Source organism: Dinoroseobacter sp. S76 (genome assembly GCF_049801095.1).
Lineage (GTDB): Bacteria > Pseudomonadota > Alphaproteobacteria > Rhodobacterales > Rhodobacteraceae > Dinoroseobacter.
Map to the genome: position 1 here is coordinate 791,421 of NZ_JBNAGH010000001.1, position 19,860 is coordinate 811,280.

14 protein-coding genes are annotated in these 19,860 nt (G+C 64.1%); 4 read left to right on the forward strand and 10 right to left on the reverse strand.

What is annotated here, in order from left to right; all coding sequences use genetic code 11:
• The first annotated feature begins 419 nt into the window (after window positions 1–419).
• Window positions 420–2,747, forward strand: coding sequence for an ATP-dependent Clp protease ATP-binding subunit ClpA (gene clpA / locus ACP153_RS03915; protein ID WP_424969657.1), 2,328 nt, complete (start codon window positions 420–422; stop codon window positions 2,745–2,747).
• A 66-nt stretch (window positions 2,748–2,813) separates the two neighbouring features.
• Here clpA and ACP153_RS03920 read toward each other — a convergent pair whose 3' ends face one another.
• From ACP153_RS03920 to ACP153_RS03930, 3 genes are all read right to left on the reverse strand, one after another.
• Window positions 2,814–4,886: a peptidoglycan -binding protein gene (locus ACP153_RS03920; RefSeq protein WP_424969658.1), complete on the reverse strand. Its 2,073-nt coding sequence runs from the start codon at window positions 4,884–4,886 to the stop codon at window positions 2,814–2,816.
• 3 nt (window positions 4,887–4,889) lie between these two features.
• Window positions 4,890–6,179 (reverse strand): biopolymer transporter ExbB, encoded by a 1,290-nt coding sequence (locus ACP153_RS03925; protein ID WP_424969659.1) that lies wholly within the window; start codon window positions 6,177–6,179, stop codon window positions 4,890–4,892.
• Window positions 6,180–6,267: 88 nt separating this feature from the next.
• On the reverse strand, window positions 6,268–6,810 hold the full coding sequence (locus tag ACP153_RS03930) for a gamma-glutamylcyclotransferase (protein ID WP_424969660.1): 543 nt from the start codon (window positions 6,808–6,810) through the stop codon (window positions 6,268–6,270).
• Window positions 6,811–6,876: 66 nt separating this feature from the next.
• Between ACP153_RS03930 and ACP153_RS03935 the strand changes: the two genes are divergently transcribed.
• Entirely contained in the window at window positions 6,877–7,875 is a 999-nt protein-coding gene (locus ACP153_RS03935) for a DUF2125 domain-containing protein (protein ID WP_424969661.1), read from the forward strand.
• A gap of 10 nt (window positions 7,876–7,885) precedes the next feature.
• On the opposite strand, the gene ACP153_RS03940 is transcribed toward ACP153_RS03935, so the two are convergent.
• The 7 genes from ACP153_RS03940 to ACP153_RS03970 all read right to left on the reverse strand — a co-directional run bounded on the left by ACP153_RS03940 (window position 7,886) and on the right by ACP153_RS03970 (window position 17,335).
• Entirely contained in the window at window positions 7,886–8,710 is an 825-nt protein-coding gene (locus ACP153_RS03940; RefSeq protein ID WP_424969662.1) for an extensin family protein, read from the reverse strand.
• Window positions 8,707–9,645 (reverse strand): prephenate/arogenate dehydrogenase family protein, encoded by a 939-nt coding sequence (locus ACP153_RS03945; RefSeq protein WP_424969663.1) that lies wholly within the window; start codon window positions 9,643–9,645, stop codon window positions 8,707–8,709. Before ACP153_RS03945 ends, ACP153_RS03940 begins: the two co-directional genes overlap by 4 nt.
• Window positions 9,642–10,727, reverse strand: coding sequence for a histidinol-phosphate transaminase (gene hisC / locus ACP153_RS03950; protein ID WP_424969664.1), 1,086 nt, complete (start codon window positions 10,725–10,727; stop codon window positions 9,642–9,644). Before hisC ends, ACP153_RS03945 begins: the two co-directional genes overlap by 4 nt.
• A 9-nt stretch (window positions 10,728–10,736) precedes the next feature.
• Complete coding sequence (locus tag ACP153_RS03955) at window positions 10,737–12,155, reverse strand: homospermidine synthase (RefSeq protein WP_424969665.1); 1,419 nt, start codon at window positions 12,153–12,155, stop codon at window positions 10,737–10,739.
• An 86-nt stretch (window positions 12,156–12,241) separates the two neighbouring features.
• On the reverse strand, window positions 12,242–12,862 hold the full coding sequence (gene rpsD, locus ACP153_RS03960) for a 30S ribosomal protein S4 (protein WP_424965195.1): 621 nt from the start codon (window positions 12,860–12,862) through the stop codon (window positions 12,242–12,244).
• Window positions 12,863–13,050: 188 nt separating this feature from the next.
• Entirely contained in the window at window positions 13,051–14,004 is a 954-nt protein-coding gene (locus ACP153_RS03965) for a response regulator (protein WP_424969666.1), read from the reverse strand.
• Entirely contained in the window at window positions 13,991–17,335 is a 3,345-nt protein-coding gene (locus ACP153_RS03970) for a hybrid sensor histidine kinase/response regulator (protein WP_424969667.1), read from the reverse strand. Before ACP153_RS03970 ends, ACP153_RS03965 begins: the two co-directional genes overlap by 14 nt.
• A 238-nt stretch (window positions 17,336–17,573) precedes the next feature.
• Between ACP153_RS03970 and urtA the strand changes: the two genes are divergently transcribed.
• The gene (gene urtA / locus ACP153_RS03975) at window positions 17,574–18,845 is read left to right on the forward strand and encodes an urea ABC transporter substrate-binding protein (protein ID WP_424969668.1); all 1,272 of its coding nucleotides are present in this window, start codon (window positions 17,574–17,576) and stop codon (window positions 18,843–18,845) included.
• An 85-nt stretch (window positions 18,846–18,930) separates the two neighbouring features.
• Window positions 18,931–19,857, forward strand: coding sequence for an urea ABC transporter permease subunit UrtB (gene urtB / locus ACP153_RS03980; protein WP_424969669.1), 927 nt, complete (start codon window positions 18,931–18,933; stop codon window positions 19,855–19,857).
• Window positions 19,858–19,860: the final 3 nt, after the last annotated feature.

Consider the following 19,860-nt stretch of genomic DNA (forward strand, 5'->3'; position numbering starts at 1 on the left):
GGTGATGTTGTCGCGGCCTCGAGAGGCTCGCCCCCGAACCGGGACACACGCAAGGGTGATAAAGTCCTGAGCCCCTTACCCTTAGACCACTTTTTGCACAAAAAATGTGCAACCCATTCAACAGAAATAGGGGCTGCGGCCCGAAACCCACCGAGACATCTCGTCTCAAAACACAGCCAATCCTTCGGAGCCCTTGCGGATCCACACGGTTTTTCGCCGGAGAAAGGCGCAAAACCCCAGAAAAATGCGCGGCGCCTCGGAATGCGCGCCACTGCCTTCAGCCTGATCACGAATGGGGTCAGAACGCGGTTTTAAGGAAAAAAGCCTTGAAGCGCGCCAAAGAACACCGAACTTTAATGAACAAGGGAAATGGTTACGGATACAGCCCCCATCCGTGGCCCCAATGAAAGGAGCTCCCGGTGCCTTCGTTTTCTAATACGCTCGAACAGGCAATCCACACCGCGCTCGCCCAGGCCAATGCACGTCGCCATGAGCTGGCGACGCTCGAGCATCTGCTTCTGGCGCTCATTGATGAGCCGGATGCCGCCAAGGTGATGAAAGCCTGCAATGTCGATCTGGACGCCCTGCGCCAGACGCTCGAAACCTTTATCGAAGATGACCTCTCGACCCTCGCCACGGATGTCGAGGGGTCCGAAGCCGTGCCCACCGCCGCGTTCCAGCGCGTGATCCAGCGCGCGGCGATCCATGTGCAATCCTCCGGACGGCAGGAAGTGACCGGGGCGAATGTCCTTGTTGCGATCTTTGCCGAGCGGGAATCCAACGCGGCCTATTTCCTGCAGGAGCAGGACATGACGCGCTATGACGCGGTGAACTTCATCGCCCATGGCGTGGCCAAAAACCCAAGCTTTGGCGAGTCCCGCCCGGTCTCGGGCGCGTCCGATATGGATGAGGAGGCAACCGCCTCCACCGATCAGGGCGGTGAAGAGAAAGAGTCCGCGCTTGCCAAGTATTGCGTCGATCTCAACGCAAAGGCCCGCAAGGGCGATGTCGACCCGCTGATCGGGCGCGATGGCGAGGTGGAGCGGTGCATTCAGGTGCTCTGCCGTCGGCGCAAGAATAACCCGCTTCTTGTGGGCGATCCCGGCGTTGGTAAGACCGCCATCGCCGAAGGTCTTGCGCGCAAGATCGTGCAGGCCGAGACGCCGGAGGTCCTACAAGGGGCCACGATCTATAGCCTCGACATGGGCGCTCTGCTCGCCGGGACCCGCTATCGCGGGGATTTCGAGGAGCGTCTGAAGGCTGTGGTCACCGAGCTCGAGGATCACCCGGATGCGGTGCTCTTCATCGACGAGATCCACACGGTGATCGGCGCGGGCGCGACCTCGGGCGGGGCGATGGATGCCTCGAACCTGCTGAAGCCTGCGTTGCAGGGCGGCAAGCTGCGCTGCATGGGCTCGACCACCTACAAGGAATTCCGCCAGCATTTCGAGAAGGACCGCGCACTGAGCCGCCGGTTCCAGAAGATCGACGTGACGGAGCCTTCGGTCGAGGACGCGGTGAAGATCCTCAAAGGTCTCAAGCCCTATTTCGAAGATCACCACGCGATCAAATACACCTCCGACGCGATCAAGACCGCGGTGGAACTCTCGGCACGCTACATCAATGACCGCAAGCTACCGGACAAGGCGATCGACGTGATCGACGAGGCCGGTGCCGCGCAGCATCTGGTGGCCGAGAGCAAGCGGCGCAAGACCATCGGCGCCAAGGAGATCGAAGCGGTCGTCGCCAAGATCGCCCGGATCCCGCCGAAGAACGTGTCCAAGGATGATGCCGAGGTGCTCAAGGACCTCGAGGTCACCCTGAAGCGCGTGGTCTTCGGTCAGGACAAGGCCATCGAGGCGCTCAGCTCCGCTATCAAACTGGCCCGGGCCGGTCTGCGTGAACCCGAAAAACCCATTGGCAACTACCTCTTTGCAGGTCCCACCGGGGTCGGCAAAACCGAGGTGGCCAAGCAACTCTCGGATACGCTGGGCGTCGAGCTTCTGCGCTTTGATATGTCGGAATACATGGAGAAGCACGCGGTCAGCCGCCTGATCGGCGCGCCTCCGGGCTATGTCGGGTTCGACCAGGGCGGTCTGCTGACCGATGGCGTGGATCAACACCCGCATTGCGTGCTCCTGCTCGACGAGATCGAGAAGGCGCATCCGGATGTTTACAACATCCTGCTGCAGGTGATGGATCACGGCACCCTGACCGACCACAATGGCCGGACGGTGGATTTCCGCAATGTGATCCTGATCATGACCTCCAATGCGGGCGCCGCCGAGCAGGCCAAGGCCGCCATCGGCTTCGGTCGTGATCGGCGCGAGGGCGAGGATACCGCCGCGATCGAGCGGACCTTCACGCCCGAATTCCGCAACCGTCTGGACGCGGTCATCAGCTTCGCGCCGCTCGGCAAGGAGATCATCCTGCAAGTGGTCGAGAAGTTCGTGCTGCAACTCGAAGCGCAGCTTCTGGACCGCAATGTCACCATCGAGCTCACGCCCGAGGCCGCGCAACTGCTGGGTGACAAGGGCTACGACGACAAGATGGGTGCCCGCCCGCTGGGCCGTGTCATTCAGGAGCAGATCAAGAAGCCGCTGGCCGAAGAACTGCTCTTTGGCAAACTGGCCAAGGGCGGTGTGGTGAAGGTCGCTGTGAAAGACGGCGAGATTGATCTGCAGATCGAGCCGATCGGCGCGCCGCGCCTTTCGAGCAAGAAGCCCCCTCTGCTGACCGCCGACTGAGGCAGTCGCCAAGACACACAAAGCCCGGTCCAAGTGACCGGGCTTTTTTCATGGCCCCAGATCCGCTTATTTCTCGGTGAATTTCAGCTCGATCCGGCGGTTGAGGGCCCGCCCCTCCGGCGTATCCGCCAAGCTCACCGGCTGGTACTCGCCAAAGCCCGTGGGCGCGAGCCGCCCGGGCGGGATGCCCAGATCCTCGATCATATAGCGCACCACCGACAGGGCCCGGCCCTGGCTCAGCTCCCAATTGTCCGCGTATTTCCCGCCGCCGAAGATCGGCACATTGTCCGTATGCCCATCGACGCGCAGCACCCAGTCGATGCCCGCGGGGATCCGGTCCGCCACATCCCGCAGGATACCCGCGACCTTGGCGACCTCTGCCTGCCCCTGCCCCGAGAGCTCCACTTCGCCCGTATCAAAGAGCACCGAGGACGAAAACACGAAGCGGTCGCCCTCGATCCGAACACCTTCCTGATCCCCAAGAAGATCGCGCAACTGCCCGAAGAACTCCGACCGGAACCGTTCGAGGTTCTGCGCTTCCGCCTCAAGGCGCAAGCGTTCGGCCTCCTCAAGATTGGCACGGGCGCGCTGTTCGGAGGCCACCCGGGCCAGCGCGGTGTTCAGCTCGGTCCCCAGAGCCTGGATCTGCACCTGCGCCTCGGCATCCTTGGCATTGGCCACGTCCAAAAGCCCCTGCAACCCGTTAAGCTGCGATCGCAGGGCCGCAACCTGCTCGTTGAGAACGGCGACGCGCCGGGCATCTTCGGCGGATTGCGCCTCGACCTGGCTGAGCTGGCGTTGCGCAAGCCCCAGCAAAAGCCGGTCGCGCTGCGCCGCGGTCAGGCGCTCGGACAGGTCTTCGGCCCGGGCGCTCGCCTCGGCCAGATCCCCCGACAATTGCTCCTGCGCCAGTTCGGCGGCGGCCAGCTTGGTCAGCGTATCCTCCGCCTCTTGCCGGCGCTCCTCCAGAGCGAGGGTCATCGCTGTCAGTTCCGCATCGGCGTTCTCGAGCCGCGCGCGCAGGGCCTCCGCAGCGGCTGCCTCGGCAAGACGGGCAGCCTCGGCCTCGCTCAGCGCGCCTTCGCTGTATTCCAACCGGGCACGCAGAGCCTCGGCAGCGGCCAGCTCTGCCAGACGCTCGGTTTCCGCCGCATCGAGCGCGGCAGTCTGATCCGCCACGGTGTCACGCAATTCTTCGAGACGCGCGAGATCCTCGAGCCGGGAAAGCTCGGCCGCATCCAGCGCCGCGGTCTGTTCCGCCACTTGCGTCCGCAGCTCCTCCAGACGGGCCAGACCTTCGAGACGCGCCAGCTCCGCCGCATCAAAGGCTTCGCTTTGCGTGGCCAGATCCGCCTCGAGGGCCGCACGCCGGGCCGCCTCATTCTCCAGCCCAACCTCCGCATCGGACAGGGCACTGCGCAGAGCAAGCTGATCCGCCTCCGCCGCCGCGATCTGGGCCAAGAGAGTGCTGAGCCGGGTTTCCTGTGCTGCCTGATCCGCCTGCAGATCCGCGACCAATGCCTCCAGCGCGTCCGAGCGTGCCGCAGCAAGACGTGCGGCCTCAACCTGGCTGTCCATCTCGGTCCGCATCCGGGCCAGCGCGAGGTTCAACGCCTCAGCCTCGCTGAGCGCCACATCCCGCGCGGCCTCGACCTCGGCGAGAGAGGCCGAGAGGCTGTCACGCTCGCCCGTACGATCCGACAGGGTCTGGCCCAGCGATTGGTTCTCAGACAGCAGAGCCGCCACCCGATCCTCAAAGCCGGAGATCCGTGCGTCGCGTTCAGCGATCGCTGCCTCGGCCGTGTCGATCTGCGCGGTGAGCGTCGCAATCAGCGTGTCCTGCGCCAGCGCCTGCGCCTCAGCATCATCCAGCGTGGCGGACAAGGCCCCGACCGTGTCCGACAGGGTCTCGGTCCGCGTCCGCTCCAACCCCAGCGCATCAGCCAGATCCGAGAGCTGCACGGTGAGGCTATCAAGCTCCGTATCCTTGACCTCGATCTGCTCGCTCAGCACCGATTGCATCACCATGAAGATCGTGAGCACGAAGAACAGCACCAGCAAGAGCGCCGTCATCGCATCCACGAAACCGGGCCAGATATTGCCCGTGGAACGTTGGTTGAACCGGCGCGTCACGGCCATGGATCAGCGCTCATCCGTGGGGTCATTGGGGCGGCGCGCGCGCTGGAACGCCTCCTCCGGGTCGAAGTCATCATGCAGAACCGTGCGCAGGGCTTCGGCAGCCACCGCGGTCGGATCGCTCACACCGGAGCGCGCGGCCTGTTTTACGGTCATGTTGAGCGAGGCCAGATCCCCGCGCAGCTCCGAGACCGTTTCCTGACGCCCGGCGGACATCTCTTCGAGGATGCGGAGAAGCTGCACATCGATGCTGCGCAGGCGCATGCGGCTCTCGGCGTCGATCCCGTCATGGCCCGAAGTGATCTGCTGCTCCAGCATATTGCTGAGCCGTTCCTGACTTTGCGCCACCCGTTCGAGCGCGGCAGTGGTCTGGTCGTTACGTCCAAGTTGCGACGTCAGCGAGGTCACTGACTGCGCCACGCCGACAAGACGCTGGTCGAGCCGGGTCGCACGCTCATCGGCCTGCACGAAGAGGTCCTGCAGGGATTCAATCTGCGCCACCATATGGTCGAGCACCTGCGCCACGATATCCATGTCAAAGCCGCCGCCCTCGACCTCGGAGGAAGCAAAGCCGACCTTGGTGATCGTGGATAGCCATTCTTCCAGCTCCCGGTAGAAGCGGTTTTGGCCATGACCCACGAAGAGCTCCAGAAGCCCGACCACAAGCGAGCCCGCAAGGCCCAGAAGGGAGGAGGCAAAGGCCGTGCCCATACCGCCCAGCTGAGCCTCGAGCCCGGTCATGAGGCGCCCGAACACGGCCACGCCGCCTTCCCCTTCGCTTGGGTCCAGCGATCGGATGGTCTCGACCACCGCCGGCACGGTCGTGGCCAGACCATAGAAGGTACCCAGAAGGCCTAGGAAAATCAGCAGGTTGACGATATATCGGGTGATATCCCGCGCCTCGTCGATCCGTGTCGCCACGGATTCCAGGATCGAGCGGGAGGAGTTCGCGCTCAGCTGCATACGCGCCTTGCGCGCCCCAAGCAGCCCGGCCAGCGAGCCCACGAGCCGCGGCGCGGTCACCCGGGTCGCCGAGGGGACCCCGTTGGCGAAATTCTCGATCCAGCGCACCGCCGACGAAAGTTGCAGCAACTGCAACAGACACGACATCACCCCCGCCACGAAAACCAGGACGATCACCCCGTTCAGATAGGGGTTGGCCAGAAAGATCGGCGCGACCCGCGGATAGGCGAGCCAGCCCCCGGCGCCCACAAGGCCAAGCACCATCAGCATCAGCAGGAACTGACGGGTCGGGCGACCGAACAAGCGCCGCGCTTGGGGGGCCGGAGTTTCCATGATCGAAGCCTTCTTGCCGGTTTTGGCGCAAACGATAAGGTCTGTGCCGCCTATTGCAAAGTGCGACTTACCTGTTTTCCGGCTCAGGTCAAAGAGTTGTGGGCAATTGTTCCACGCGTGCCACCAACCAGGCGAGGTCCGGATCCTGCAGACCGATCTCGCGCAGATGGGACTCGGTGTTGCGCAGATACTCCGTATTGGGACCACGTCCCCCCACAGCCTGGGAGATGATCTGCGCCTGATCCTCGAGCGGCAGGTTCCCGCAATACTGCACATGGCTCTGATCGACCACATAGGTCACCGCCGTCACCGCGCGCCCATCGCGCAAGACCACCGGGGCCGTGATCTCCAGATAGGCCGACGAGACCAGCTCACGCTCGCGCAGGGCCTCCATCGTGTCGGCCTCGGTGCCGGGGGTGACGCGGAACGCGACCCCGTCACAGAAACTCTCGGGCGCTTCATCGAGGGCCAGGACCAGCCCAGGATCCGTCTCGGTCCCGCGATGGTGGATCGAACGCATGCAGAAGGACCTGTGCCAACCGTCGAGCCGGGCAATCTGTTGCTCAGCCACGGGAAATTCCGGGTTCCAGATCAGCGATCCGTATCCAAAGACCCAAAGGGGCGCGTCCATTCTCTGGTCCTCCATGCTTCGCGCGGTTAAACAGCAGCACGTGCTCCGAGGGAAGGGAAAACCCTGATGAAATGGCTATTGGGTGTCTGTGCCGCAGCGGCGCTGGGATGGTTTGCCTATTGGTTCGTCGGGGCATCCGCGCTGGAGCGCAGCCTGACCGCCTGGTTCGAGGATCGGCGCACTGAGGGCTGGCAGGTGGAGTGGACCGAGCTCGACGTGCGGGGCTTTCCCAACCGGTTCGACACGGTGCTCACGGAGCCCGCCCTGGCCGATCCCGGCACCGGGCTCGCCTGGGAGGCACCGTTCTTTCAGCTTCTCGCGCTCAGCTATCAGCCCAACAAGGTCATTGCGGTCTTTCCCAACACGCAGGTGATTTCGACCCCGCTCGGCCGGTCGCAGCTGGATACGTCCAAGATGCAGGCCTCGCTCCATCTCGGCGCCAGTGCCCGCCTGCCCCTGCAAAGCGCGATCTTCGTGGCCGAGACGCCGGAGCTGAGCAGTGACATCGGCCGCACCCGGGCGCAGGCTCTGCGTCTTGCCATGCGCGCGACCGAAGGCGCGGAGCAGACCTATGATCTGGGGATCGAAGCCGTGGGCTTTGCCCTGCCCGTGGCGATCAAGCGGCGGCTCGACCCGGGGGAGCTTCTGCCCCCGGCGCTTGAGACCGTTCGGCTCGACGCGGTGATCCGCTTTGATCGCGATTGGGATCTGGACGCGATTGAAAATCGCCGCCCCCAGCCCCGCGCCATCACCCTCAATGAGGCCCGGGCGCAATGGGGCCCTCTGGGCCTGCGTGCGGTCGGTGACCTTGAGATCGATGAGCGTGGCCGGGCCAGTGGCGCGTTGACGATCAAGGCGAGCAATTGGCGCGAGATCCTGCAGGTGGCGGACCGCTCCGGGCTGGTGCCCAGTGCGTTCCTGCCCCTTCTGGAGCGGGGGCTTGAGGCTTTGGCCGGGCTCTCGGGGCCGGAAACCTCGCTGGACATTCCACTGACCCTGCGCGACGGGCAGATGCGGCTCGGGTTCCTGAACCTCGGCCAGGCGCCACGGTTCTTGCTGCGTTAGGCCGGGCGCCTCAGCGGCAATAGGGCCCGCTGCGATAGCGGGCGACATCGAAATGGAAGTGGTCCTTGTGGTAGCGGTCCGCTTCCGGGCCAAGCACCGTACCAAAGGGGCCACAAGCCGCCTTGTGCATCTGGCGCAGCATTTTGCCCTGCCGCCGGTCATCCCACCCCTTGAGGAGCGTGATCACCGTTCCGTCCTTCAGAACCACGCCGGAGATATCGATGGCCTTGCCCTTGCCATGTTCCGAGATCTTCGCGCCGGGTTTGTGGTTCCGGGTTCGGCAGCTGTAATGGGCCGCCACGCGCAGCTCGGCCAACCCGCCGCCCGTGCGTTTGACCGCCGGTTTGACGCCCGTATCGACCCAACGGCGCAGGGCCTCAGCCGCCTCGCAGGTCATGGTCGCGGCGGTCGACAGGCGCACGCCCTCCACCTCGACCACCTGCACCGCGCCGCGCACCCCGCAGCCGGGCAAGCGTCCCGCGATGTCCGGCACTGGGCGCCCAATGATCTGGCGACTGCCGCAGATACGACCCGTTTTCAAGGGCGTTCCCGGCGGGCGGGTGACCTTCACCCGGGCCTTTTGCGGCTTGAGATCCCCGCGAGGGGCCGGGCGGGGCGAGATCCGCAGGATCGAGAGGCTTGCCGCCTTGATCGCCGGGCGCGTATCCACAAGCGGCAGGGTTGGACGCGGCGCGGGCACGAACCGTTCGGCGACCTGCGAGAGGATCAGCGCCTCGGTACGCGGCGCAGGCCGGGGGGAGCGGTCGAGCGCGAGGGCGGGCAGGCCAAGCGCGATCAGCACCGCACCGAGAACCGCCCCGCGCCCCGGGCTCATTCCGCAGGCGCCTTGGTCTTGGTCAGCGGGACCCGGCCGAAATCTGGCGCATCCGTATCCTGACCCGCGTCGATGATCCCGCGCCGGATCGCACGGGTGCGGGTGAAATAGTCATGCAGGTGGTCGCCATCCTCGGTCCGGATCGCGCGCTGCAGGGCAAAGAGCTCTTCGGTGAAACGCCCGAGGATCTCCAGCGTGGCCGCCTTGTTGGTCAGGAACACATCCCGCCACATGGTCGGATCCGAGGCCGCGATCCGGGTGAAATCCCGGAACCCCGCCGCCGAATACTTGATCACCTCGCTATCGGTGACCCGGCGCAGGTCATCGGCCACGCCGACCATCGTGTAAGCTATCAGGTGCGGCGCATGGCTCGTGACCGCAAGCACCAGATCATGATGCGCCGGATCCATCACATCCACATTGCTGCCAAGCTGCTCCCAATAGGTGCGGAGCTTGGCGACCTCCTCTGCGTCGCTGCCCTCGACCGGCACCAGGATGCACCACTTATTGTCGAAGAGCTCCGCAAAGCCCGAGCGCGGGCCGGAATGCTCGGTCCCGGCGAGAGGGTGACCGGGGATGAAGTGCACGCCCTCGGGGATATGGGGCGCGACCGCTTCGATCACCGCGGCCTTCACGGAGCCCACATCGGTGACCACCGCGCCCGGCTTCAGAACCGGCGCGATCTGGGCGGCCACGCTGCCCATGGCGCCCACGGGCACGCAGAGCACGACGAGATCCGCATCACGCACCGCCGCCTCGACGGTGTCGCAGACCGTGTCGACAAGGCCGATCTCGGCGGCGATGCCGCGGGTCTCGGCACTGCGGGCATACCCTCGGATCTCGGTCGCCAACCCGGCGCGGCGCATGCCATGGGCCATGGAGCCCGCAATCAGACCCAGCCCGATCAGGGCAACCTTGGGGTAGATGACGGTCATCGCGCTTGCTCCTTGAAGGCGGCGACGCCCGCGACCAGCGCGCGGCAGCCTTCCTCATCGCCCACGGTCATGCGCAGGGCTGCGGGCAGCTTGTAGCCCGTCACCCGTCGCACGATCAGACCCCGCGCCTTGAGAAAGGCGTCGCAGGCGCCGGCTTCCTCGGGGCTGGCGAAGCGCGCGAGGATGAAATTGGCCGAGGAAGTATCCGACGGCACGCCAAGTGCTGCCAGTTCGGATGCGAGCCAGGACCGCCATTTGGCGTTCTCGGCGAGGCAATGGGCGGTGTAATCGGTATCCAGCACCGCAGCCTCCGCCGCAGCCAGCGCCCCGGTCGAGAGGTTGAACGGCCCCCGCACCCGGTTCAGCACATCCACCACGGCTTTCGGACCATAGCCCCAGCCCACGCGCAGGGCGCCAAGACCGTAGATTTTCGAGAAGGTCCGGGTCATCACCACATTCTCGCGGCTTTCGACCAGCGCGAGCCCGGCATCGTAATCCGGCACATATTCCGCGTAAGCCCCGTCGAGGACCAGCAGGCAGCCCTCGGGCAGACCATCGGCCAGACGGCCCAGCGCGTTGCCGCCGATCATCGTCCCGGTCGGGTTGTTCGGATTGGCGATGAAGACCAGTTTCGTGCGTTCGGTCACGCCCGCAAGGATCGCGTCCACATCCGTCACACGCTCCCGCTCGGGCACCTCGACCGGGGTGCCCCCGGCGGCAAGGGTGCTGATCCGGTACATGGCAAAACCGTGCTCGGTGTGGATCACCTCGTCCCCCGGCCCCACATAGGCCTGGCAGAGAAAGGCGATGATCTCGTCCGAGCCCGCGCCGCAGATCACCCGATCCGCGTCGAGCCCGTTCACCTCGGCAATCGCCGCGCGCAGGCCCGCGTGATCCGTGGAGGGGTAGCGATGCAGATCCCCTGCCGCGTCCTTATAGGCCGCAATGGCCCGGGGGCTCGGCCCTAGCGGGTTCTCGTTCGAGCTGAGCTTGATGACCTTTTCAACCCCGGCCACATGGGACGCCCCGCCCTCGTATAGCGCGATATCCATGATTCCAGGCTGCGGGGCGATCTGTGTCATATCAAACTCTTAGCGGACGAGAGTGTTCTGCAAGGCCCATGGCTCGTCCAGGGCCAGGTCCTCGGGAAAGGGGCTTTCGCGGTCGGTGAGAGGCGTCCAGTCGGTGTAATGCCCCTCCACCGGGCCGAGATAGGGCAGCTGCACTTCGAGGCAGCGGGCGTAATCCATCTCATCGGTCTCGACGATGCCGGCATTCGGGTTCTCGAGCGCCCAGACCATGCCCGCGAGCACGGCTGAGGTCACCTGCAAGCCGGTGGCGTTCTGATCCGGCGCCAGCTCCTTGGTCTCTTCATTCGAGAGACGCGAGCCATACCAGAGCGCGTTCTTCGCGTGCCCGTAGAGCAGGACGCCGAGCTCATCGATGCCGTCGGTGATCTCATCCACGTCAAAGATGTGATGCGCGGTCTGGATCTGGCCCGAGCCGAACATCTCATGGAGCGACAGCACCGCGTCATCGCAGGGATGATAGGCGTAGTGGCAGGTCGGGCGGAACTCCGGATGGTCGCCCTCGCCCACGGTGAAGTAATCAGCGATGGAAATCGCCTCGTTATGGGTGACGAGGAAACCGAACTGCGGCCCGCGGGTCGGGCACCAGGTGCGCACCCGGGTATCGGCCCCAGGCTGCTCGAGCCAGATCGCGGCCTTGCAGCCACTCTCCTGCCGGTGGGCATTGGCGGGCATCCAGGGCTCGAAGGTGCCCCACCCCATCTCGGAGGGTTGGTAGCCCTCGGCGATGAAGCCCTCGACCGACCATGTATTGACGAAGACCTGATGGGGCTTGGCCTCGGCGCGCACTTGTGTGTCTCGCTCGGCAATATGCACGCCTTGCACGCCCAGATCGCGCATCAGCGCGGCCCAGCCGTCGCGGTTGGTCGGCGCCGCGATGTCGCGCCCGGTATCCTTGGCGAGCATCATCAGCCCGGCCTTGACGAACCACGACACCATGCCCGGGTTGGCCCCGCAGCAGGAGACGGCGGTGGTCCCGCCCGGGTTCGCGGCCTTCTCATCCCGCACCGATTGGCGCAGGGCGTAATTGGTCCGCGCCGCGTTATCCGCCGTGTCGAAATAGTAGCCCGCCCAAGGCTCGACGACCGTGTCGATATAAGGCACCCCGATCTCGCGGCAGTGCTTCATCAGATCGAGCGACGAGGTATCCACCGAAAGGTTCACGCAAAACCCCTTGCCCTCCGGAAAGAGCGCGTTCAGCTCGTCGCGGTAGTTCTCGGGCGTCAGCGCCACCTGCTTATGGGCGATCCCGCGGGCCTTGAGGATCTCGACACCCTCGGGCTTGGGCTCCACTACCAGAAACTGATCGCGGTCAAAGTCGAAATGCCGCTCGATCAGAGGAAGCGTGCCCTGGCCGATAGACCCGAAGCCGATCATCACCACCGGGCCGTCGATGCGGCCATAAACGGGATAGTCGGACATGGGGCTCTCCTGCTCTGGATCGCGGACACGAAAAAAGGGCCGCGCGGATGTCGCGCGGCCCTGAAAAGCGGTTATGCGCGAACGGATTAGTTCTGTGCGTAGTATTCGATCACGAGGTTCGGTTCCATCATCACCGGATAGGGCACATCTGCAAGACCCGGCGTGCGGACGAAGGTCGCTTTCATCTTGTTATGGTCGGCGTCCACATAGTCCGGCACATCGCGCTCGGGCAGCTGGGTCGCCTCCAGCAGCGCGGCCATCTGGCGGGACTTCTCACGCACCTCGACGACATCGCCTTCCTTGACGCGGTAGGAGGGGATGTTGACGCGCTGACCGTTGACCAGGACATGGCCGTGGTTCACGAACTGACGAGCGGCAAAGATGGTGGCGACGAACTTGGCGCGGTAAACCACGGCGTCCAGACGACGCTCGAGCAGACCGATCAGGTTCTCACCGGTATCGCCCTTCACCCGCTCGGCTTCGCCATAGATGCGGCGGAACTGCTTCTCGGTGAGGTCGCCATAATAGCCCTTGAGCTTCTGCTTGGCGCGCAGCTGCAGACCGAAGTCGGACATCTTCTGCTTGCGGCGCTGACCGTGCTGGCCGGGGCCATATTCGCGGCGGTTGATCGGGGACTTCGGACGACCCCAGATGTTCTCGCCCATGCGGCGGTCGATTTTGTACTTGGCAGACGTGCGTTTGGTCACGGCTGATCTCCTTCGATAGAGCGCGCCCGGCTGGGCGCTATGAAGGGCGTTGTCCTCTGGCCTTGCGGCCTGACAGGGATCCTCTTGCGAGGGCCACCAACACCAATGAATGGCGCGCTTATACGCATCGCCCTCGCGGTGTCAACGGCTGTCGCGCCGAGCACGCGCCAAGGGGCGATTTGGCGCGCTCAGGCCCCGGTTTTGCTGGTCACAGCCGGCCCGCTCAGTTGCGCCTCGCCATGGAGCACCCGGTCCGCGAGCACCGCGGCAGAGGTGCGATTCTCCACACCCATCTTCTGGAACACCTGTTCGAGATGCTTGTTGATGGTGCGCGCGCTCAGAGACAGGATCTGCGCGATGTCGCGGTTCGATTTGCCCATGGAGAGCCAATAGAGCACCTCGGCCTCGCGCGGGGTGAGCTGGAACACCTGGGCCAGACGCTCTTCCGGGGCCAGGTCCACAGCCGCCCGGATCCGCAGAAGGATTTCGCGCGACGGCGAGGAGCCAAGATAGGAGATCTCGCACGCCCCCGCCCGGTAGGGCGTGGCGCTTGAGGTCGGCGCCGAACTGCAGGTGCGGAGCCACTGGCCAAAGGCCTGCCCGGAAAAGAGCTCCCGCGCGCAGGTGATCCCGCCGCGCGCCAGTTCTTCCTGGGCCTTGGGGCTGCTCCAGATCAGCTCGCCACTGGTGTTGACGGCGATCACCGTGCGGCCAGTGGTATCGAGGGCTTCGCGCGCGCTCTGGATCATCTTGGCGTTGATCATATGGATGGTGATCCGCGCCAGCAGCTCATCCACCACCACCGGTTTCGTGACATAATCGACCCCGCCGGAATTGAGCCCGCGCACGATATGCTCCGGCTCGGTCAAGCCGGTCATGAACACAACGGGTGCGGGGATCGGGTCGGCCCCGCTCTTCATGCGCAGGCAGGTCTCGAACCCGTCCATCTCGGGCATGACCGCATCCATCAACACCACATCCGGCTCGATCCGCCGCGCGAGATCGATGGCCGTGGCCCCGCTGCGCGCGACGATCACGGTGATCCCGTTTTCTTCGAGCACCGAGGCCACCATGCCGAGGGAATCCGGATCGTCATCCACCACAAGTGCAATATCGTGACGATCCCGATCAGCTGGCAACATCGCGCGTGTCCTTCAATACATCAACAATTCCCGGCAGGTCATAAAGTCCGGCCATCTTGTTCAATCGCACCAGCATCGAGCCGCGCAGGCTGCCGCTTTCGGCCAGCTCCGCGATGCGTTCGGTCAGGGCGCGCGCCATACCGTCCCGGGCCAGCTCGATCAGGGCGAGCCGGTCCTCATCCGAAAGCTCAGAGACCGCCACGCCCGTGGGCGCCGTCGTCTCAGTCATCACAAGCTCCAACCGCAGCAGCTCGGCGATCCGCACCAGAAGGTCGTCGAGGCTATAGGGCTTGGCGACAAAGGCATCGCAGAGGGCAACCTCGCGCGGGGCAGGCTTGCCCACGCGGGCATGGCCCGAAACCATCACGATGGGCGTGGCGCGGAATGCGCCCGAGCGGAGCTTTTCGGCCAGGGTCCAGCCATCCTGCCCCGGCAAGTCGATATCGAGCACAAAGAGGTCGGGCGAGATATCATCCAGCATCGCAAGCCCCTGCTCCGCGCTGTCGGCGGTCACCACCGCAAAGCCCAACGGATCGAAGAAGGCCGTGGCAAGCTGCAGGTGATTGCGGTCATCATCCACAACCATCAGCGTCTTGCGCGGCCCGACAAAGCCCCGCACCGCCCGGGTCCGCGACGGCGAGCCCGTGGTCGCCGGGGCCTGATGGGCATCCACCGCAACGCTGGGCAGCATCAGGCGCACGCGGAACACGCTGCCCACCCCGGGTGTGCTTTCGACGGTGATCTCGCCTCCGAGGATTTCGACCAGCAGCTTGGTGATCGTCAGGCCCAGCCCCGAGCCGGTTTCGCGCACGGTGTTGATCCGCTCGAACGGATTCCAGATCCGCTTGAGGTCCTCGGGTGCGATGCCGACCCCGGTATCGCGCACCTCGATCACGACAACCTCGTTGCGATAGATGATGTGGAGCCCGACCTCCCCTTTCTGGGTGTAGCGGATCGCGTTCGAGAGCAGATTGATGATGATCTGACGCAGGCGCTTTTCGTCGAAACTCACCCATTCCGGCAGCGCGCCCGAGGTGGTGAGCGAGGATTTGAGGCCCTTTTCCCGCGCGCTTTCCTCGAAGATCGCGCTCACTTGGCGCAGGAAGGAAGGAAAGGCGATGCGGTCCCGGCTGATCTCGAGCCGCCCGGCCTCGATCTTCGAGATGTCCAGCAGCCCCTCGATCAGCCCCGCGAGATGCTCGCTGCTGCGCCGGATCGTCTTGACCGAATTGCGTCGCTGGTCGGGGATCTCGGGATCCTTCTCGAGGATCTGCGCAAAGCCGTAGATCGAGTTGAGCGGCGTGCGCAGCTCATGACTGAGCCCGGTCATGTAGCGGGTCTTGGCCAGGTTCGCGGCCTCGGCCTTCTCCTTGGCACGTTGCAGCTCCAGATCCGTCCGCTCATGGGCCCGCACTTCGAACAGCAGGCGTTCGGTCTGCTTCTCGGCCTCGTCCCGGGCCTGATCCTGGCTCTCGCTGATCAGCAGATACATCCAGACCACGACGCCGATGGCGATCATCACCATGGAGAAGATCACCCAGAGCACCGCATCGAAATTCTCGGCATTCTGGAAACTTCGCACCAGCAGAAGGAGCGCCCCAAAGGCCGCCCCAAGCAGGGAGGTGACCATGGCAAACCGGAACATTCGGGACATCAGGACCGTCGCCACGGGGCGGGGGAACACCTCTGTCACGATGCTCTTGGACATATCCGCCAGTCGCGCATGCGGCTTGCAGGCGTCGCGACAATTGCTGTCCAGCGTGCAGCAGAGCGAACAGATCGGCCCGGTATGGAACGGGCAATGGGTCATGTCCTCGGGATCAAAGGTGTATTCGCAGATGATGCAGGTGGAGGCGATCTCCTCCGGGGTGGGGCGTGCGATGTAGTACTTGCCCTTGGTCGCCGCCGCGATCACCGGCGCAAGCACGAAGGAACTGCCCAGCGCGATGAAGGAAGACGTCGCCTCCGCCAGATCCCCGAAGAGCCCGCCATAGGCCAGAAACGACAGCACGCAGGCCGTCGCCATGGCACCAATGCCCACCGGGTTGATGTCATAGAGATGCGCCCGGCGGAACTCTATCCCCGGCGGGCTGTAGCCGAGGGGCTTGTTCACCACCAGATCCGCGACCAGCGCCCCGATCCAGGCCAGCGCCACATGGGAATAGAGCGCCAGTGTCTTTTCCAGCGCGCCGAACACGCCGAGCTCCATCAGCATCACCGCGATGCCCACGTTGAACACGAGCCAGACCACCCGCCCCGGATGGGCATGGGTGAGCCGCGAGAAGAAATTCGACCAAGCGATGGAGCCCGCATAGGCATTGGTCACGTTGATTTTCAGCTGGCTCAGGATCACGAAGACGCTGGTCAGAAAGAGCACGACCATGGGCGAATTGATCGTCTGGTTGAAGACGGTCTCATACATGCGCGTGGGGTCGGTCGCCTCCTCCGCCGGCACGCCATGGGCAATGGCCAGGGTGATCAGGTAGGAACCCGCCAGCATCTTGAGCATGCCCAGCACCGACCAGCCCGGCCCCGCCACGATCAGCGCGCCCCACCAGCGGCGCTTGTCGGCCTTGGTCTCGGGCTCTGGCAGAAAGCGCAGGTAGTCCACCTGTTCGCCGACCTGCGCGATCAGCGAAAAGATCACGCCCGAGGCCGCGCCGAGCAGAATCAGTTTGCCCGCATTGTCCACCGGCTCGGGCGTGTTGCCCTGAAAGCTCGACCAGCCCTCAATGTCGTAGCCCACAAAGGCGAGGATCACGAAGGGCGTGATATGCAGCACAACCCAGAGCGGCTGGGTCCAGGCCTGAAAGGCGGAGATCTTGGAAAACCCGTTGATCACCAAAGGGATGACCACAAACGCGCTGATGAGATAGCCGAGCACCAAGGGCACGCCGAAACAGTATTCCAGCGCCAGCGCGAGGATCGCGGCCTCCAGCGCGAAGAAAATGAAGGTGAAGGTCGCATAGATCAGCGAAGTGATGGTCGAGCCGATATAGCCGAAGCCCGCCCCGCGGGTCAGAAGGTCGATATCCACGCTGTAGCGTGCCGCGTAATAGCTGATCGGGAAGGCCGTCAGGAAGAGAAACGCCCCCACAAGCATGATCGCGAGAATCGCGATATCGAAGCCATATGTCAGGGTCAGCGCCCCGCCGATCGCCTCCAGCGCGAGGAAGGAAATCGACCCAATCGCCGTGTTCGCGACGCGGGCATAAGACCAACGCCGGGCGCGCCGCGCAGTGAAGCGCAGGGCGAAATCTTCCATCGTTTCATTGGCAACCCAGCGGTTATAGCGCCGCTTTTCCTGAGTTGCACGATAGAGCGTTGCCATGAGGCCCCCGGGGATCGATCGCCTTAACATACACAAGGGCGGTCGCGGCTTAGCTGCGGCTAAGCGCGTCCCTCCGCCCCCTGTGTCCTCTTAGTTCCGTTAACGACCTTACAGGGGAGGAACGCGCACCTGCATACGTCATTCGACGTATAAGGTTTCCGACGCTCTTCGGGAAAAAGTTAACGCAGACGGCAGACCCGCTGCCCGACACGTCACTCTATCCCCACAAGGAGCTGTTATGACTGATCGCAAAACACCCAAATCCATGGCCGGACCCAGCCGACGCGCTGTCATGGCCGGCGGCACGGCGCTGGCGGCCTCGCTGTTTCTGCCCAAGGACCTGCGCGCGGCGGATTACCCGACCGCCGAGGTGAACACCACAGGGCTGGCCGTGACCGACGACACGGTCACCATCGGCATCCTGCACTCCGTCACGGGCACCATGGCGATCTCCGAGACCGGCTCCGTGCAGGCCGAGAAGCTCGCGATCGAGCAGATCAACGCACAGGGCGGCATTCTCGGCCGCAAGATCGAGTACATTCAGGAAGACGGCGCCTCCGACTGGCCGACCTTTGCGGAAAAGGCCCGCAAACTGCTGGTCAACGACAAGGTCGCCTCGGTCATGGGCTGCTGGACCTCTGCCAGCCGCAAGGCCGTTCTACCGGTCTTCGAGCAGCATAACGGGTTCCTCTACTACCCGACCTTCTATGAAGGCCTCGAGCAGTCGCCGAACGTCATCTATACCGGTCAGGAAGCGACCCAACAGATCATCGCGGGCCTCGACTGGGTCTCCGAGACCAAGGGCGCCAAGACCTTCTACCTGCTGGGCTCCGACTACATCTGGCCACGCACCTCGAACAAGATTGCGCGGAAGCATATCGAGAACTTCCTCGAAGGCTCCAAGGTCGTGGGCGAAGAGTATTATCCGCTCGGCCATACCCAGTTCAACTCGGTCATCAACAAGATCCGCCTGCGCAAGCCGGACGTGATCTATGCGATCGTTGTGGGTGGCTCGAACGTGGCCTTCTACAAGCAGCTCAAGGCCGCAGGCATCGACCCGGCTGGCGAGAGCCCGCTTGTGCTGACCATCTCCGTGACCGAGGACGAGATCCGCGGCATCGGCGGTGAGAACATCGAAGGCACCTATGCCTGCATGAAGTACTTCCAGAGCCTGGAAAACGAGAACAACCTCGATTTCGTCCGTGCCTTCAAAGAGATGTGGGGCGAGGACATGGTGATCGGCGACGTGACCCAGGCCGCCTATCTCGGACCGTGGCTCTGGAAAGCCGCTGTCGAAAAAGCCGGTTCGTTCGATGTGGACAAGGTCCGCGAAGCGAGCCCGGGCATCGAGCTCACCACAGCCCCCGAGGGCTACGTCAAGGTCCATGAGAACCACCACCTCTGGTCCAAGACGCGGGTGGGCCGTGCCAAGGCGGACGGTCAGTACGACGTCGTGTTCGAGACAGCAGACCTGGTCGAGCCGGATCCGTTTCCCGAAGGCTACCAGTAAGCTGCGACCGAGGGAGGGCGCGGTGCCAGGCGCGCCCTCCCCCACTCCTCCCCCGGCGTTTTCCTAATCCCCCCAGAGGTTTGCGATGTTTTCCGACTATTCGATGGGTGAGCTCGGCGCGATTTTCGCGATGCAGGGTTTCGCCGGTCTCATCCTGTTTTCCGTCTTTGTCCTGATGGCCCTGGGGCTTGCGATCATCTTTGGCCAGATGGGCGTGATCAACATGGCCCATGGCGAGTTCATGATCCTCGGGGCTTACGTCACCTATCTGACTTCGAATGTCTTCGCGACCTACCTGCCGGATCTCTTCAGCATCTACTTCTTCGTCGCGATGATCCTCGCCTTCCTTGCCTCAGGCGCCCTGGGCCTGATCGTGGAATGGGGGCTCATACGACATCTCTATAAACGCCCCTTGGACACGCTTCTGGCGACCTGGGGTCTGAGCCTCATCCTGCAGCAGATCTATCGCAGCGTCTTTGGCGCGCGCGAGGTGGGCGTGACAATTCCCGACTGGATGATGGGCTCCCTGCCCCTGACCGACCTCGTGGAGGTGCCGATCAACGGGATTTTCGTGATGGTGCTCGCGACCTGCATCTCGATTGCCGTCTATGTCATGATGTTCCGCTCGTCCTGGGGCCTGCAGGTGCGCGCGATCAACCAGAACCGCGTGATGGCCGATGCCACGGGCATCAACACCGCCTGGACCGACCGGCTGACCTTCGGGATCGGCTGCGGCGTAGCCGGTGTGGCGGGCTCGGCCTTTACGATGATCGGCTCCACCGGGCCAACGGCGGGGCAGCTCTATATCGTCGACACCTTCCTCGTGGTGGTCTTCGGCGGCGCAGGCAGCCTGCTCGGCACCATCGCCAGCGCCTTCTCGATCAGCCAGGCCCAGTCGATCATGGAGTTCTTCCTCTCCGGATCCATGGCCAAGGTCCTCACCCTGCTGGTGGTGGTCGGCATCCTGATGGTGCGTCCGCAAGGCCTCTTCTCCCTGAAACTGCGCAAGTAAGGA

Excerpts from the sequence above, each read along its gene's own strand:
- ACP153_RS03920 (WP_424969658.1), bottom strand. The coding sequence starts at position 4,886 with ATGGCCGTGACGCGCCGGTTCAACCAACGTTCCACGGGCAATATCTGG.
- ACP153_RS03925 (WP_424969659.1), bottom strand. The coding sequence starts at position 6,179 with ATGGAAACTCCGGCCCCCCAAGCGCGGCGCTTGTTCGGTCGCCCGACC.
- ACP153_RS03930 (WP_424969660.1), bottom strand. The coding sequence starts at position 6,810 with ATGGACGCGCCCCTTTGGGTCTTTGGATACGGATCGCTGATCTGGAAC.
- ACP153_RS03935 (WP_424969661.1), top strand. The coding sequence starts at position 6,877 with ATGAAATGGCTATTGGGTGTCTGTGCCGCAGCGGCGCTGGGATGGTTT.
- ACP153_RS03940 (WP_424969662.1), bottom strand. The coding sequence starts at position 8,710 with ATGAGCCCGGGGCGCGGGGCGGTTCTCGGTGCGGTGCTGATCGCGCTT.
- ACP153_RS03945 (WP_424969663.1), bottom strand. The coding sequence starts at position 9,645 with ATGACCGTCATCTACCCCAAGGTTGCCCTGATCGGGCTGGGTCTGATT.
- hisC (WP_424969664.1), bottom strand. The coding sequence starts at position 10,727 with ATGACACAGATCGCCCCGCAGCCTGGAATCATGGATATCGCGCTATAC.
- ACP153_RS03955 (WP_424969665.1), bottom strand. The coding sequence starts at position 12,155 with ATGTCCGACTATCCCGTTTATGGCCGCATCGACGGCCCGGTGGTGATG.
- ACP153_RS03965 (WP_424969666.1), bottom strand. The coding sequence starts at position 14,004 with ATGTTGCCAGCTGATCGGGATCGTCACGATATTGCACTTGTGGTGGAT.
- ACP153_RS03970 (WP_424969667.1), bottom strand. The coding sequence starts at position 17,335 with ATGGCAACGCTCTATCGTGCAACTCAGGAAAAGCGGCGCTATAACCGC.
- urtA (WP_424969668.1), top strand. The coding sequence starts at position 17,574 with ATGACTGATCGCAAAACACCCAAATCCATGGCCGGACCCAGCCGACGC.
- urtB (WP_424969669.1), top strand. The coding sequence starts at position 18,931 with ATGTTTTCCGACTATTCGATGGGTGAGCTCGGCGCGATTTTCGCGATG.